Source organism: Bradyrhizobium sp. USDA 4538 (assembly GCF_024171045.1).
Taxonomy (GTDB): Bacteria; Pseudomonadota; Alphaproteobacteria; order Rhizobiales; family Xanthobacteraceae; genus Bradyrhizobium; species Bradyrhizobium australafricanum.
Genome location: NZ_JALJZE010000001.1, coordinates 33,758 through 49,204, shown reverse-complemented (window position 1 = coordinate 49,204; position 15,447 = coordinate 33,758). Strand labels below are relative to the sequence as shown.

Annotated in this window: 15 protein-coding genes; 10 read left to right on the top strand and 5 right to left on the bottom strand. The window is 62.9% G+C overall.

Going from position 1 to position 15,447, the window contains the following annotated elements:
- Complete coding sequence (locus J2R78_RS00245) at nt 1–723, bottom strand: ABC transporter ATP-binding protein (protein WP_057017116.1); 723 nt, start codon at nt 721–723, stop codon at nt 1–3.
- Nucleotides 720–1,493 (bottom strand): ABC transporter ATP-binding protein, encoded by a 774-nt coding sequence (locus J2R78_RS00240; protein ID WP_253609284.1) that lies wholly within the window; start codon nt 1,491–1,493, stop codon nt 720–722. Before J2R78_RS00240 ends, J2R78_RS00245 begins: the two co-directional genes overlap by 4 nt.
- A 100-nt stretch (nt 1,494–1,593) precedes the next feature.
- Between J2R78_RS00240 and J2R78_RS00235 the strand changes: the two genes are divergently transcribed.
- A complete protein-coding gene (locus J2R78_RS00235) occupies nt 1,594–2,514 on the top strand; it encodes a LysR substrate-binding domain-containing protein (protein WP_092084505.1) in 921 nt (306 codons plus the stop codon).
- A gap of 103 nt (nt 2,515–2,617) precedes the next feature.
- On the opposite strand, the gene J2R78_RS00230 is transcribed toward J2R78_RS00235, so the two are convergent.
- Together J2R78_RS00230 and J2R78_RS00225 are read right to left on the bottom strand one after the other, a co-directional pair.
- On the bottom strand, nt 2,618–2,980 hold the full coding sequence (locus J2R78_RS00230; protein ID WP_253609283.1) for a hypothetical protein: 363 nt from the start codon (nt 2,978–2,980) through the stop codon (nt 2,618–2,620).
- Nucleotides 2,981–2,988: 8 nt separating this feature from the next.
- Nucleotides 2,989–3,519, bottom strand: a complete 531-nt coding sequence (locus J2R78_RS00225; RefSeq protein WP_253609282.1) for a hypothetical protein — start codon at nt 3,517–3,519, stop codon at nt 2,989–2,991.
- 66 nt (nt 3,520–3,585) lie between these two features.
- On the opposite strand from J2R78_RS00225, the gene J2R78_RS00220 reads away from it, so the two are divergent.
- Nucleotides 3,586–4,197: an exopolysaccharide biosynthesis protein gene (locus J2R78_RS00220; RefSeq protein WP_225646071.1), complete on the top strand. Its 612-nt coding sequence runs from the start codon at nt 3,586–3,588 to the stop codon at nt 4,195–4,197.
- A 109-nt stretch (nt 4,198–4,306) separates the two neighbouring features.
- On the top strand, nt 4,307–4,579 hold the full coding sequence (locus tag J2R78_RS00215) for a DUF2312 domain-containing protein (protein ID WP_016842183.1): 273 nt from the start codon (nt 4,307–4,309) through the stop codon (nt 4,577–4,579).
- A 214-nt stretch (nt 4,580–4,793) separates the two neighbouring features.
- Here J2R78_RS00215 and J2R78_RS00210 read toward each other — a convergent pair whose 3' ends face one another.
- Nucleotides 4,794–5,369 (bottom strand): alpha-ketoglutarate-dependent dioxygenase AlkB, encoded by a 576-nt coding sequence (locus J2R78_RS00210; protein ID WP_253610048.1) that lies wholly within the window; start codon nt 5,367–5,369, stop codon nt 4,794–4,796.
- A gap of 528 nt (nt 5,370–5,897) precedes the next feature.
- On the opposite strand from J2R78_RS00210, the gene J2R78_RS00205 reads away from it, so the two are divergent.
- The 7 genes from J2R78_RS00205 to J2R78_RS00175 all read left to right on the top strand — a co-directional run bounded on the left by J2R78_RS00205 (nt 5,898) and on the right by J2R78_RS00175 (nt 15,446).
- Nucleotides 5,898–6,884 carry an ABC transporter permease gene (locus tag J2R78_RS00205; protein WP_057017121.1) on the top strand — a complete coding sequence of 329 codons (987 nt, stop codon included), beginning with the start codon at nt 5,898–5,900 and terminating at the stop codon, nt 6,882–6,884.
- Nucleotides 6,885–6,943: 59 nt separating this feature from the next.
- Complete coding sequence (locus tag J2R78_RS00200) at nt 6,944–7,966, top strand: sugar ABC transporter substrate-binding protein (protein WP_028334112.1); 1,023 nt, start codon at nt 6,944–6,946, stop codon at nt 7,964–7,966.
- A gap of 115 nt (nt 7,967–8,081) precedes the next feature.
- Nucleotides 8,082–10,193 (top strand): SMP-30/gluconolactonase/LRE family protein, encoded by a 2,112-nt coding sequence (locus J2R78_RS00195; RefSeq protein WP_253609281.1) that lies wholly within the window; start codon nt 8,082–8,084, stop codon nt 10,191–10,193.
- A 3-nt stretch (nt 10,194–10,196) separates the two neighbouring features.
- Nucleotides 10,197–11,315 carry an SMP-30/gluconolactonase/LRE family protein gene (locus J2R78_RS00190; protein WP_253609280.1) on the top strand — a complete coding sequence of 373 codons (1,119 nt, stop codon included), beginning with the start codon at nt 10,197–10,199 and terminating at the stop codon, nt 11,313–11,315.
- Nucleotides 11,312–12,853: a sugar ABC transporter ATP-binding protein gene (locus tag J2R78_RS00185; protein ID WP_253610047.1), complete on the top strand. Its 1,542-nt coding sequence runs from the start codon at nt 11,312–11,314 to the stop codon at nt 12,851–12,853. Before J2R78_RS00190 ends, J2R78_RS00185 begins: the two co-directional genes overlap by 4 nt.
- 130 nt (nt 12,854–12,983) lie before the next feature.
- Complete coding sequence (locus tag J2R78_RS00180; RefSeq protein ID WP_229189506.1) at nt 12,984–13,658, top strand: GntR family transcriptional regulator; 675 nt, start codon at nt 12,984–12,986, stop codon at nt 13,656–13,658.
- A gap of 111 nt (nt 13,659–13,769) precedes the next feature.
- A complete protein-coding gene (locus J2R78_RS00175) occupies nt 13,770–15,446 on the top strand; it encodes an AMP-binding protein (protein ID WP_253609279.1) in 1,677 nt (558 codons plus the stop codon).
- Nucleotide 15,447: the final 1 nt, after the last annotated feature.

Sequence of the window (15,447 nt, the reverse complement as noted above, 5' to 3'; positions counted from 1 at the left end):
TCAATGATCTCCGAAGCCGAAATAGGACTGCTTCAGACGATCATCCCTGACCATATCGGCCGCTGGGCCCTCGAGCACGATGCGGCCGCCGCGGATCAGGACCATCCGTCCGCCCGTCATCATGGCGCGTGTCGAGCTCTGCTCGACGATCAGGAGGGTGAGCTTGCGCTGCGTCCGCAGCCGCACCAGGATCTCGTAGACCTGGTCGATGATCTTTGGCGCAAGGCCGAGCGACGGCTCGTCGATCGCCATGATGCGGGGCGCGGCCATCAAGGCGCGGCCAATGACGAGCATCTGCTGCTGGCCGCCGGAGAGCATGCCCGCCGGCGTGTGGCGGCGCTCGGCCAGCATCGGGAATTCCTCGTAGACCTGATCCAGGTCGTCGGCGATCTTCTTGCGGTCGGTGCGCATGCCGGTTCCGACCTTCAGGTTCTCCTCGATCGTCAGCGCGCCAAAGACATTGCGTCCCTCCGGAACCAGGGAGAATCCACGCCGGGCGATGTCTTCGGGTGCGGCACCCGTGATCTTTGCGCCATCGATCATGATGGACCCGGAACCCGGTGGCACGACGCCGGCGATGGCGTTGAGCAAGGTCGACTTGCCGGCGCCGTTCGGGCCGGTCACGAACAGGATTTCGCCTTCGTCGATCTTCAGCGTCAGGCCGCGGAGAGCCGTCAGGCGCCCATAGCTGACGGTGATGTCGTCGACGGCAAGCAGCGTCATGACGCGACGGCCTGTTCGGCGCCGACCGGCGGAAGCGGCTCGTCGCGCTGCGTACCCATATAGGCGTGCCGCACCGCATCGCTGTCACGGATCTGAGCGGGCGGGCCGGCTTCGATGACCTCACCGGAATCGAGGACGTAGATGCGCTCGCAGAGCTCGAGCACGAGGCCGATATTGTGCTCGATCAGCAGCACCCCCACATTGAGCTCGCCGGCGATCCGCCGGATGATGGCGGCAAGTTCGTGGCTCTCATGCTCCGACATTCCTGCCGCCGGTTCGTCGAGCAGCAGATAGCGCGGTGTGCACATGATGGCGCGGCCGATCGCGACGCGGCGCTCGTCAGTATAGGGCAGGGCGCCGGCGATGGTATTGGACAGATGCGAAATGCCGAGCCAGGCCATGACGCGCTCGGCTTCACCGATCGCCTCCGGACGGGATTGGCCCAGGCCGACGCCGGTGACCTCAAGGTTGTCCATCACCGGCAGGTCGCGGAAAAGTCGGCCCGACTGGAAGGTCCGCGCCACGCCCTTGCGGCGCAACTTGTGCGCTGCAATGCCACTCAGCGTCTCGCCCTCCAGTTCCACGGTTCCGGCGCCAACCGGCTGGAAACCCGTCAGCACATTAATAAGGGTGGTCTTGCCGGCTCCGTTCGGACCAATCAGTCCGGCGATACGTCCCCGCGGTACGGTCAAGGTCACGTTGGACAGCGCCTTCAGGCCTTCGAATTGGACGCTGATATCGCGAGCGACCAACTCCAAACCATCGGACATGACCTCAATGCCTCTCACTCGCGAACCGATGGATTGATTTTTCCGGTCCGCCGGGGGATTGTAAAATTCGAAATATCGTTCGCTGATATCGGAAATTTTTATGTCTCTGACGTTCCGTCAGGTTCGGCATTTCATCGCAACCGCCGAGACCGGGCGCGTTTCGGCTGCCGCGGCGGCGCTCAGCGTGACGCAGTCTGCGGTCACCGCGTCCATCAAGGCGCTCGAGGCCGAGCTCGGCCACAAGCTGTTCGACCGTCACTCGAACGGCGTGACGCTGACCTTTGACGGACGGGAGTTCTTGCAGCGTGCCCGCGCCATCGAGGCCAGCGTATCGGATGCGATACGCGGGCCGCATCGCTGGGGAATGCAGGTGGACGGCACCGTCGATGTCGCCGTCAGCTACACCATCGCCGGATATTTCCTGCCGCCTTTGTTGTCGCGCTTCTGGCGATCATTCCCGGGCATCACGGTGCGTCTCCACGAGTTTCCGCGCGACGCGATCGAGCAGAGCTTGATCAGCGGTAGCGTCGATGCGGCCATCATGCTGGTTGCGAACTTGCATGACCGGCACTCCATTCGCTCGCGGCTCTTGTTGCGCTCGCCGCGTCGCTTGTGGACTTGCGTCAATCATCCGTTGCTTCGCAAGGACAGCATCAAGCTGGCGGACCTGGTGAGCGAGCCCTATCTGATGTTGACCGTCGATGAAGCCGAACGCTCCGCGATGCGTTACTGGCAGCATACGGCGTACGTGCCGAACGTCATCTTCCGGACCCTGTCGGTCGAAGCGGTTCGCAGCATGGTCGCAACCGGCATGGGAATTACAATCCTGTCCGACATGGTCTACCGTCCCTGGTCGCTCGAAGGACATCGCATCGATCTCAAGACGCTCGATGACGACGTCCACACCATGGATGTCGGGCTTGCCTGGAAGGACAAGGCGAAGCTTTCTCCGGCGGCTCGCGCGTTCTGCGAGTTCGTCGCTCATTCCTATCCCGGATCCGAGCCGGTCCAATTTGAATAGCGGACTTGCACGTGCCAAGGCAGGTTTGATGATGGATTGGACCGAAGGTTGCCGACACGTGCCTCTGCGCCAACGTCGAACAGGGCAAAGGCGGCGCAGGACGTCAGGAGGTACCTGTCGGCTTGGACATCGCTGAAAGCGCGCGTCTCAGGGCATTGGCGGCGACAACGCCTGCGCAGCAGCCGGCACCTTTGACGAATATGTCTTTTATGTAGCCATGCCTGCCGGCGAGCAGCTTTTGAATGAGTTCGAAGCCGACGATGACGGCGAGCAGTGCCAGCAGGATCGGCAGGACATGCTTCGGATAGGCGAGCGAAAAAACGGCACCGACGACGAAGAGCGCCGCAAAGCGATCGGCGTTTGGCGATATCAACGTGTGGGGACGAAATGCCAGCGTTGTATCGGTGACGATGAAGAGGCCCAGGATCAAACCCCAAGCCAAATATCGGAATACGGTTTGGGGCATTTCTGAACTCAACGGGCCATGCTGCCGGGCGCGGCATTGAGCGGTGCGCCGCCAATCGAAACGGGACCCGAAGGCCCGGCGGCCCGAAGCGGCGGCTTTCTCGGCTGCGGGGCGGGTGGCGGGATCGGGGCACGCGGCGCCTGGGCCGTAACAGGTGGCGGCGGCGCTGTCGGCGGGGGCAGATGCTGCAACTCTTCGACCTTCGAGGTCAGGACCGCCAACTGGTCGGTAATGGCCTTCAACTGCGCCTGCCCGTCGGCTACTGACCGATCGAGTGCGGCGAGGTCTTCCTCGAGCTTCTGTTGGGCCGCGAGGAGAGTTGGCAACGCCTCCTTGTCGCTCGTCGTCATCGCTCCGCCGGACGATTCGTGGCTTATGGCGGGGACCAATGCCGCGACTTCGGGCCAAGCGTAGACGCCGCCGGCGCCGACAAGGGCGACGACGACGATCAGAAGAAACCATGGCCAGCGGCGGCGATCGGCGGGCAGGGGGCTGTTCGGCGCATGGCCGTGCCACGCCTGGTCGGAATCGTTGTCCATCAATGCTTCCTAGGCGCCTCTGGCATTCGTTGCAATCGATACGGAGTTCGACCATGTTACCGGGTAATGCTTCATTTGCCCGCTCCCCTCTCAGCGCCTACCCGTACTTCCCAGCTCCTCGAAGAACTCGTCGCGCAAGCACCTGACGGCCCCGTCGACCTCGAATGGCTCCTCAGCCATCTGGACAGGCGCTCGTTCGGGTTGCTCCTGCTGTTGCTGGGGCTGCTCGTGATCGTCCCCGGCGTGGCCACAATTGCGACGCTGGCCCTCCTGTTTCCGGCGGTCGAGATGATGTTGGGGCACAGTGCTCCATCTTTTCCCCGCTTCCTGTCGAAGCGGCCGTTCGACTTCAAGCGATTCAAGCGGTTCACCGTCAGGGCGGGTCCGCTGCTGCGCGCGATCGAGAACATCAGCCGGCCGCGCTGGAACGCGCGCCATGACGTGACTGACCGGCTTGTTGGCTTGGTCGTGTTCCTGTTGGGTCTGCTGGCGGGCTGGCCCCTGCCTCTGGTCAACGTCATTCCCGGAATTGTGGTCGTCCTGATCGCGATCGCTTACCTGCAGGAAGATGGTCTGCTGCTGGCCGTAGCAATGGCGGCCGCGGTGATGTCCCTGCTTGGCCTTGGATGGACACTCTGGACGTCGGCCGCAGCCGTGATCAGCTGGATCGCGGTCTGAAATACCGCGGCAAGCCGCGGGATAGATGCGCTACAGGAACCGATGAAGCTTAAGACATTGGTTATCACTTTGCTTTCATTTTCACCGCCTCATTCAACAAAGAGGCACCATGTCTGACATCACCATTCCCGGCGGAAAAATTCGTTCCTTCATCGAGCGGATCGAGAATCTGGACGCTGAACTGCAGGAACTGAACGAGCAGAAGAAGGAAGTGTTTTCGGAAGCCAAGGGTGAGGGTTTCGACGTGAAGATCCTCAAGGAGATCGTCAAACTGCGAAAGCAGGATCAGGATGAGCGTGACGAGCGCGAATCCCTGCTCGATCTCTATATGCGCGCCATGGAAACGGCACCGGCGGACAAGGCTGCTGCGAAAGCGGCGTGAGAAGCCCGGTGCGTTCCCCGCGATCGACTCCGGGGACGCGCGATCTCTCGGCGGACGAACTTCCCAAGTTCGTCCGCCCCCGTCCCATCAACCATTCGCGCGGCGTTGGTCGCACCTTCCGCTCATGATTGCGTCTTCCGATTGGATCGAAGTAGCGCTCGATCAGGGTTGATGCGGCGATGCGCAGCGGATCGCTGGAACCGGCAATCCAAGGTCATCGCGACGCTTTGGCGCCCCGCGCCGTTTCGACCATGGTTCGAAAAGTGATCGAATATCTGGGGGCCTCGACCGGCGGAATGCTGTGCTCCCATATCTGCCGTGCATCACCGGCCATCAGATAGAGTGATCGGGACGCCGCCTCGAGCGTGAACCGCTCCCACCCGTTTTCCGTCCGGCGTCGGAAGCGGAACTTGCATGCGGATCCCAGGGACAGTCCGAAAATCCTGTCGAAATGCGGCTTGTCGCGGTGCCAGCCGATACCGACGCCGCGATCATACTCGGTGCACAGGATCTGCCCGATCTCGGTCGACGCGCCGCCGAAGGATTGGATCGCGGCGACGATGTCGCTTAACCAGGAGGGGATCGGTTCGGTACATTCCAGTCGGCGCGACCCATAGTCGTACCGGTAACCGAACGAGGCCACGCGGCGCTTGCCTTCGAACTGTCCGAACTGGAAGGGGGCAAGCGGAAGTGCCCGGATGTGGCGGATGAGCTCGCCCTCGGTTGCTTTGGAGATGAAATCCGGCGCGTAGCGCAGACCCGCCGGTCCTGCGGCGGGCGCATCGAACATCGACAGTTGCTCGGACAATCTGGTGCCGTCAGTGATTGCGAACCTGCCACGCATATGGGCGCGCCGAGACTGAATTTAAACCGGCCGTCAGGTCGCTCGGTCTTCCATCTGGCGCGGCTTCGATGGGCGAAAGGCGGCGTCAAAGCTCGGTCTCGGCATTCTCTTTCGCCACGATCTTCAGGCCTTGGCCAGGAGCGATTGCCGCAACGTCGTCGGCTTCGTTCCGTCGCCGCGGGTGACGGCGCTATGAGGACCAGTTGGCCTTAGGGACAGGCTCTCAAGCCGAATGTATCCAATATAGCAATGTCGGCTTCAAAAGGACCGATCGAACTCGGAAAATGCGCTTCGATCGCGGATCGCCAGAACATACATATATCCATGTAGATATAGACAGTTATGGAGGGTTTCAGGTGTGAATATATCCTCCGGTCAAACCAGCTGCTGTCCAAATCTTGGATACGGATGTTGACTTCTGGATACATTCTGTTCAATTTCCGCCCACAATAAAATCAATCCTGGGAGGACCCGGTGACCGGCAGTTCGGGCGCGCGCGGGGCGAAATTGACGCAGACGACGGCCGTGCTGGTGATGTGCGCGGTCCTGATCGTCATTTTTTCGATCTTCCTGAAGGGCTTCCTGACGCTGGGCAATCTGTTCGCGCTGGCGCGCAACATTTCGATACTCGGCATTCTCGCGCTCGGCATGGCCGTGGTCGTGATCGGGCGTGGACTGGATCTGTCGCAAGTCGCCTCCTTTGCCGCTTCCACCGCGATCGCGATCATCCTGATGAACTCGGGCTACGCGACGCCGGTCGCGCTGCTGATCGGCTTCGTGATGGCGATCGCCATCGGCATCCTGAACGGGTTTCTGATCTCGGTGATCGAGATGCCGCCGCTGCTGACGACGCTGGCGTCGAGCCTGGCGGTGCTGGGGATCGTGCGCACCACAGCGGTGCAGCACTATGTCGTCTATCTTTCCAAGGGGCATGACGAATTCCTGCGGCTCGGCGGCAACATCTGGGGCGGCGTTCCGATCTCGATCCTGATCTTCGCGGCCACCGCGGTCGTGGTGCATCTTTTCCTGTCGCGCACCGTGATCGGGCGCTTCGTCTATGCCCATGGCGACAATCCGGATGCCGCGCGTCAGACCGGTCTGCCGACCCGCCCGCTGACCATGATCGAGTACGCGCTGTGCGCCGCGATCGGGTATGTCGGCGGTGTCGTGATGGTCGCGCAGACGGCGCTGATGCATCTCCAGGTCGCGGAATCGACGATCATTTTCGACGTCATCATGGTTGTGGTGCTCGGTGGCGTCAGCCTCGTCGGCGGCCGCGGCAACGTGATGAGCGTCATCGCCGGAACGCTGCTGATCGGCGTGCTGCTGAACGGCATGACCATCATGGACATGGACGTGCAGACCCAGAACATCGTCAAGGGTGTCGTGCTGCTGATCGCGATCCTGCTCGATTCCCGGCTGCATCCGCGCGACGAGGAGACGTCGAAGCAGGGCGATTAAAGCTCTGCATCAACCAACGGGCCGCAACAGTCGGCCGACATAACAGGGGAGGAATTGACATGACGAAAGCTGTGCACAGGAGGGCGTTTGCCGGCATCGGGCTGGCCGCGATGGTGGCAACCGCCGCGCTGGTGGCTGCGCCATCGCAGGCGGCCGGGCCGCGCGACCAGCTGCGCGAGAAATTCGACAAGTCGCTCAAGGGCAAGACGGTGGCCTGGTCGCCGGTCTGGATGGGTGTTCTGGAATCCGAATGGACGCGCGTGATGAAGGATCGTTTCGACGATTACGGCATCAAGCTCGTCACCCGCGACGCCAACATGAAGTCCGACATCCAGCTTCAGACCGTCAGCGACTATATCAACGACAAGCCCGACGTGATCGTGGTGCAAAATCCGAACGTCACGCTGCTCGCCAAGGAGCTGAAGCGTGCGATGGACGCGGGCATCTATGTCGTGCAGGTCAACATGGCATCGAACACCCTGACCGACGCCTATGTCGGCGTCGATGCCAAGGATCTCGGCACCAAGATCGCGCGCGAGGTCATCAATCAGTGTGGCGGCGGCAAGGGCTCCGGCGAGGTTGCGATCCTCGAAGGTGAGGCGACCGCGGCCTATTCGCTCGACATGAAGAATGGCGCGATGGAGGTGTTCAAGACCGACCCGTCGATCAAGGTCGTGTCGTCGCAGCCGACCAGCTGGGACGCCAACAAGGCCGGCGACATCACGACCACCGTGTTGCAGCAGCATCCCAAGCTGTGCGGGATCCTCAGCGTCTGGGGACCGCAAACCGCGGGCGCGGCGCAGGCGATCAAGGCCGCCAACATGGGCGACAAGGTGAAGGTGTTCGTCGCCAGCGACGGCCAACCTGCGGATTGCGATCTGCTCGAGCAAGGCGCGTTCTCCGCGAACCTGTCGTATCGCGCCGACGTGCAGGGCCAGACCATCGCCGACGCGGTGATTGCGCTGTTGCAGAGCGGCGACAAGCCGGGCGCGAAGAACATCGCCTATTACACGACCCCCGCCTGGGTGAAGTCGAAGGACGATCGCATGTACTGCTTCAGCATCCCGAAGGGCGCGAAGTAAGTCGTTCCGGCGCCCGCGCCCACCGCGGCGCGGGCAGGCCGGAGCTGTCGATCCAAATCCCCCGTGTCGTCCCGCCGTTCGGCCGCTGCTGCGCCGAGCCCGCCGGAGTCTGTTGATGAAGAGCCTGCAACGAGCCTGGCACCGCCATTCGCCCCAGTTGTTCCTGGGCGAACTGCTTGAGAAGCGCTGGATGGAGCCGATCATTCCATTCACGCTGACGATCGCGGTTTTCCTGGCCTTCGCGATCATGATCCCGCGCTACCTGACGGCGGGCAGCCTGCAGGAACTGATGCGGAATTTCGCGGAGCAGGGCATGGTCGCGGTCGCGATGGCCTTCTCCGTGCTGTCGGGCGGCATCGACCTGTCGGTCGGCGCGGTGTTCGCGATGTCGAACTTCCTCGCGCTCTATCTGTATCTCATCCTCGGGCTGCCGCTGCCCGTGACGATCGTGCTTGTGGTCCTGTTCGGTGCGGCGATGGGCGCGATCAACGGCGGCCTGATTGCCTACGGCAAGACCCGGCCGTTCCTGACGACGCTCGTCGTCCTCATCATCGTCCGCGCCGCCTACAACAAGGTGACGGTTGCGTTCACGAACGAACTCGCGAGCATCGACAGCGGGTCCAGTACGTGGGACTTCATGGGCTCGGGGAGGGTTCTCGGCATTCCCTTCAACATGCTGGTGCTGATCCTGCTTGCGGTCGGAACCCACTTCTTCCTCACCCGCATCAAGCCCGGCGTCCACATCATGGCGGTCGGGTCGAGCCGCAAGGCGGCCCGCCACGCCGGCGTCAACGTCAAGCGCGTGCTGTTCTCCGCCTATGTGATGTCGGGCGCGATCGCGGCGCTGGCGGGGATCCTCTATGCCGCGCGGCAGAGCAGCTCGGGCACCGACACCGGCGTCGGCTGGGAGATCAACGCGCTGGCCGCGGTGGTGCTCGGCGGCATCAGCCTGGCCGGCGGCCGCGGTACCATCGCGCGCGCCGTCATGGGCGCGGCGATCATCTTCATGCTCACCAGCGGCATGGTTCGGCTCGGCATCTCCGGCAACCTGACGACCGCCATCATCGGCATCATCCTGCTGCTTGCGGTCGGCTTCAACGTGAAGTGGATCAAGAACAAGGGCAAGGTGCTGCAAAAGGTCTACGTCACCCCAAGCTGGGTTGATTTCGAGCCGCCGCCGTCGGTCGAGCGGGGCAGCGGCACGCCGTTCGCGGAGAACGATCGCCTGAAGAACGCGGAAGCGATCGCGCTCAACATGATCGAAGGCCCGGAAGACATCATCCTTGACCGCAAGGACAACCTCTACACCGTCAACCGCAACGGTTCGATCATCCGCTTTCTCGCGCCTGACTATACCGTGCGCGAGGAATTCGCACGCATCGGCGGCCGGCCCCTCGGGTTGGCGTTCGATCGGGATCAGAACCTGCTCGTCTGCATCGCGGGCATGGGCGTTTACGGTGTGAAGCCCGATCGTTCAGTCTTCAAGGTCACCGACCGCACCACGCGCACGCGTACACGCCTCAAGGACGATTCGCGGCTCTATCTCGCTGACGACCTCGACGTCGCGCCCGACGGCAAGATCTATTTCAGCGAGGCCTCGACCCGCTATGAACTGACCGACTGGGCGCTCGACGGCTTTGAGGGGCGCGGCAACGGCCGGCTGATCTGCCACGATCCGAAAACCGGGATCACCAGGACGGTCCTCAAGAACCTGACGTTTCCCAACGGCATCTGCATTTCGCATGACGGTCAGTCGGTGCTGTGGGCGAGCACCTGGCTATGCCAGATCAACCGCTTCTGGATCGCCGGCCCGAAGGCGGGCACCAGCGAAATCCTGATCGACAACCTTCCGGGCTATTGCGACAACATCAACCGCGCATCCGACGGCAAGTATTGGCTCGCTTTCGTCGGCCTGCGCACGCCGGTCTACGACCTTGCGATGCGCAACCCTGTTTTCCGTACTCGCATGGTCAAGCAGATCCCGCCGGACGAATGGCTGTGTCCGGGCATCAACTACGGCTGCGTGGTCAAGTTCGACGACAATGGCGTGGTGACGGAATCGCTCTGGGATCCGGGCGGGCTTTCGCATCCGACCATCACGTCGGTCCGTGAACACAAGGGCTATCTCTATATCGGGGGTCTGGAGAACAACCGCATCGGCCGTATCCGCCTGCAGGACGCCGACCCGACCTGGGAAGCGCACAAGTCCTATTGGGGAGGGGCCTGAGCCATGTCTCTGCTTGGCGATATCATCGATCGCGTGTTGTCCCCGAACCGGGAAGTTCACGGCATTCCGGTGCTCGACGGCGCCTTCTCCCCGAACCAGCGGCTCGATCAGGCCCGCCAGCTCGGCGAAGAGATCGAGCGGCCGGACGACATCGCGCTCGGGCAGGACGGTGCGCTCTATGTCTCGACCGGCAACCGCGTCCTGCGTTGCACGGGAGACGACTTCAACACGCGCGCGGCGTTCGCGACGCTCGACGGCCCGGTCGGCGGGCTTGCCTGCACGCCGGACGGCCGGCTGCTCGCCTGCGTCTCCGGCGTGGGGTTGGTGGCGCTTTCGCCAACTGGCGAGATCGCCGGCAAGCTCGAAAGCGTCGGTGGTGAGAAGATTGCCTGTCCGTTGTCGGTGACGGTCGCGCCGGACGGGGCGATCTACCTGACCGACGGTTCGCGAAACAATCGGCCAGAGCATTGGCTGACCGACCTGATGCAGAACCGCGCCCCGTCGGGCCGGCTCATTGCCTGCAATTCCTCGCTCGGCGGTGCGAGCGCGCGTGCGGACAAGCTCGCATGGCCGCTCGGCGTGGTCGTATCCGGTGACGGCAAGGATGTGTGGGTCGCCGAGTCCTGGGCCCACCGCCTGACCGCTTTTTCACGTGCGGGTGACGACAGGCGCGTGATCGTCAAGAATCATACCGGCTACCCGGCGCGTCTTGCCCGAGGCGAGAATGGTGAGGTCTGGATGGCCTTCCTCGCGCTCCGCACGCAATTGACCGAATTCGTCCTGCGCGAGCGGGCATTCTGCGAAGAGATGATGCGGACGGTGCCACCTGAGCTTTGGATCGGGCCGGCGCTGGATGGTCGCCTCAATCCGCGCGAACCGACCCAGATCGGCCGCATCAAGAAACTCGGCATCCAGAAGCCGTGGGCCCCGCCGCGTTCCTATGGCCTTGTCGCCCGGCTCGACGCCAGGGGCGCGGCGACCGAGACGCTGCACAGCCGGGTCGATGGTCGGGTTCATGGAATCACCGCCGTCCGCCCGATCGGCTCGCGTGTGCTGGCGGTGTCCAAGGGACGCGATTGCCTCGTCGAACTGCCGCCTGGCCGCGGCATGCAAGAAGGATGAACGCCATGCCGGCCGAACAACGGGCAGGGACCCAGCTGCTTCAGATCGTCAACGGCAGCAAGGTCTATGGTGGCCTGCACGCGATCGATGGCGTCAATTTCGATCTGCGGCCGGGCGAAATCCACGCGCTGCTGGGAGAAAACGGCGCGGGGAAATCGACGCTCTGCAAGGCGATTGCCGGTGCGATCGTGCTGACCTCCGGCGACTACCTGATCCAGGGGCGCAAGGTCTCGTTCGCGTCGCCAAAGGAAGCGCTCGAGGGTGGGGTGGCGATGGTCTACCAGGAATCCAGCCTGGTCCCCTCCATGACGGTGGCGCAGAACCTTGAACTCGGCATGGAGAAATGGGTCACGGTCTACAGCAAGATCAACATCGCCGCGACCCAGTCGCTGCAATCGATGAACTTCAACGTCGACCCGCTGGTGCTGGTGGAGAATCTCGGAACGGCCAAGCGGCAGATGGTCGAAATCGTGCGTGCGGTTCGCCACAACGCCCAGGTCTTCATCTTTGATGAGCCGACCGCATCGCTGACCCCCGAAGAGACGCAGCATCTGTTCCATCTTCTCAACACCCTGAAGGAGAAGGGCGCCGGGATCATCTTCATCTCGCATGCGCTGGAAGAGGCATTGAACATCGCCGATCGCATCACCGTGCTTCGCGACGGCAAGCTGGTCGCCACCGTACCGGCGAAGGACGTCACGCGGGACGCGCTCGTGCGGATGATGGTTGGCCGTGAGGAAACCGCAGCGCAGTACGCGACCCACGGGGCTGATCCGGATGCGCCGAAGCCGCATGCCTCCCGCGGTGAGAAGGTGCTTTCGGTCGAGAACGTGACGATGGGCAGCATCGTCAAGAATATGTCGTTCTCGGTGTTCAACGGAGAAGTCGTCGGGATCTTCGGGCTGGTCGGGGCAGGGCGCTCCGAGATCGCGCAGATCGTCAGCGGCGCCCGCAAGCGCAACTTCCTGCGCGGCGGGATGATCTATCTGCGGGACAAGCCGGTCCGCTACCGGGTGCCGCGGCAGGCGGTGCGCGACGGAATCGCCTACATCACCGAGGATCGCAAGGTCGACGGTTTCTTCGAGACGATGACGGTGGATCAGAATATCTATCTTGGCTATCTGTCGTCGCCGCGCGTCAAGCGGTTCCTTTACTCCGCGCGCGAGATGAAACGGATCGCCGATCAATGGATCTCGGCGCTCTCGATCTCTGCATTGAAGCGGACGCTGAAGATTGTCGAATATTCCGGCGGCAACCAGCAGAAAGTCGTGGTGGGAAAGTCTCTGGCCCAGGAGCCTACGGTGGTCATCTTCGACGAACCGACGCGTGGTGTCGATGTGAGCGCCATTCCACAAATTCACGAGGCGATTCGCAGGCTGGCGCGCGAGAACAAGGCGGTTGTCGTTATTTCTTCCTATCTGCCGGAGATTCTGGCTATCTCGGATCGGATCCTGGTCGCTCGCGGCGGACGTATCGTCGAGGAAATGGCACGGGCTGATGCGACCGAGGACAAGATCATGTACGCGGCCATTCATTGAAGGAGGGCCTTTCATGAGTCCTTATCAGCGGCCTCCCCATTGGAAGGACATGACGCGGGACGGCAATGAGGACGATCCGGAGTCCCGTCGCCTGATGAGCGAGAGGATCGCAAGCGAGATTCGCAGCGCGGTGCTGAGCGGCGAGATGCGGCCAGGCACGCGGATTCGGCAGGAGCTTCTTGCGGCCCATTTCGGAGCCAGCCGCATTCCCGTGCGCGAGGCGCTGAAGCAGCTCGAGAACGAGGGGCTCGTCGTGATGGCGCCGAACCGTGGCGCCTGGATTGCGGACGTCAATTCGGAAGAATCGATCGAGATCTACAAGATCCGTGAAGCGGTCGAGCCGCTTGCCATCGGCGAAAGCGTTCCAAATCTGACCGACGAGGATATCGAGACGCTTGACCGCATTGTGCGCGAACTTGAGCAGGTCACCACGCTCGAGGAATACATCCAGCTTGATCGGGAGTTTCATCTACGGACCTATTCGCGGGCGCGGATGCCGCAACTGCTCGCGATGGTCGAACGCTTCTGGAACAGCACGCAGCATTTCCGGCGACAGTTTGTGAGCGAGACCTATGCCAAGGACGGGTTTCCGTTCTCCGATCCCCAGCATGTCCTGATCATGGACGCGATCCGGGCGCGCGATGTCGAAGCTGCACAGGTGTTGGTGCGTCTCCACATCCGGCGCACGCGCGTTGTCATTCAAGCAAAAGAGAGTGGGGCGGCCCAGCCGCCCCTTGCAAGCCGTGCCGCGCTTCCGCATGCGCGTCTCGGCTCGGTCTATCGAGGAAAAAGTGCCAATGAGTAGTGGCGGCGAACGCCTTTTGCCACGGTTCCTGCTGCGCCAGGTGGCGGCGGGCTATAGCGGCCGCCGGCCCGGACGGGGCTGCCATCGTTGCGACAGTGGTGGCAAGCGGCGATGACTGTCGACCTGGATTCCGTGTCGCGTGCACGCGCTTACGAGGAAGCCGCGGGCCGGCTGCGCGCGCGGCTCGGGGAATCGGTCGCTCCGCCCGATCCCGGAAGGCGGACGGCGCTTGATCTGTTTCGAGCCGCGCCGCGCGAGGCGCCGGCCGTGTTCTATTTCGATGCGACGCAGACCTATGCCGATATCGATCGGCTCAGCGACCGGCTCGCCGCCCGCTTCGCGCAAAAAGGAGTCGGGCGCGGCGATCGGGTCGCCGTCATTCTTCAGAATGTGCCGCAGTTCGTCATCGTCAGCGTAGCGGCCTGGAAGGTCGGGGCCATCGTCGTCAGCCTCAACCCGATGTACCGCACGCCAGAGCTTCGCAAGCTGTTCGGGGATTGCGAGCCGAAGGCGGTGATCTGCCACGACGATCAATGGGAGAACGTTTTCCTGGCCGCCGGTTCGGTCGATTCCGAGCTGGTGTTCTGGACCGGCGCTCGGGAATTCCAGCTGCGAAACGATGTCCGGGTGCTGCCGGTGCCGGGCGCAGCTCCGCAGGCCCGGGCGCTGGCGACGGTTTTCGCCGAAAATGCAGCCGCACCACCGGCACCGGTTCTGACGTCCGACGACATCGCCCTTCTCTTGTATACCTCCGGAACCACGGGCGTTCCAAAGGGCGCCATGCTCACGCATCGCAATCTGGTGGCGACCGCGTTGATCTGTTGCGATCATTTCGAATTGAACGGCACGTCGTGCATCTTTGGGGTCGCGCCGCTGTTCCACATCACCGGCTTTGAAATCCAGATGGTCGCGGCGTTTGCCGCGCGTGCAGCGATGGTGCTGACCTATCGCTTCCAGCCCCAGGTCGCGCTCGATGCCTTCCTTGAATGGCGGCCGACATTCATCGTCGGTGCCATCACCGCATACATCGCGCTGATGAACCAGGCCGACGCAACGAGCCGGCATTTCGAGAGCTTCGTACATATCTATTCCGGCGGCGCGCCGATCGCGCCCTCGGTCATCGATGCCTTTGCGAGACGGTTTGGACGGGCGATCCGCAGTTCCTATGGAATGACCGAACTGACCTCTGCAAGCCATCTTGCGCCCAACGAAGGTCGGATTCCGGTCGATCCCGACTCAGGCGCGCTGTCGATCGGCAGGCCGACTTCGGGCGCCGATGCGATCGTCGTCGACGACGAGCGCCGCCCGCTCGGACCCGGCGCGCATGGCGAGGTGGTTGTGCGTGGCTCAGGCGTGATGGCCGGTTACTGGAGAAAGCCGGCGGAAACCGACGAGGTGCTGACCAACGGCTGGCTGCATAGCGGCGACGTCGGCTTCTTTGACGAGAGCGGCTGGTTCTACCTCGTGGATCGCAAGAAGGACATGATCTCCGCCTCCGGCTTCAAGGTCTGGCCGCGTGAAGTCGAAGACGTGATCTATGGCTTTCCGGGCGTGCGCGAGGCAGCCGTCGTCGGCGCCGCCGATCCCTATCGCGGCGAGACGGTGGTCGCCTTCGTCTCCGCTCAACCCGGCACCGTGATCGACGTCGCCGCGCTCTCGCGCTTCTGCCGCGAGCGACTGGCGGCCTACAAATGCCCGGTCGACATTCGCGTGCTGGACGACCTGCCGAAGACGGAATCCGGAAAAATCACCCGAAACACGCTCAGGGACGGCCTGCGCGGCCGGTAAG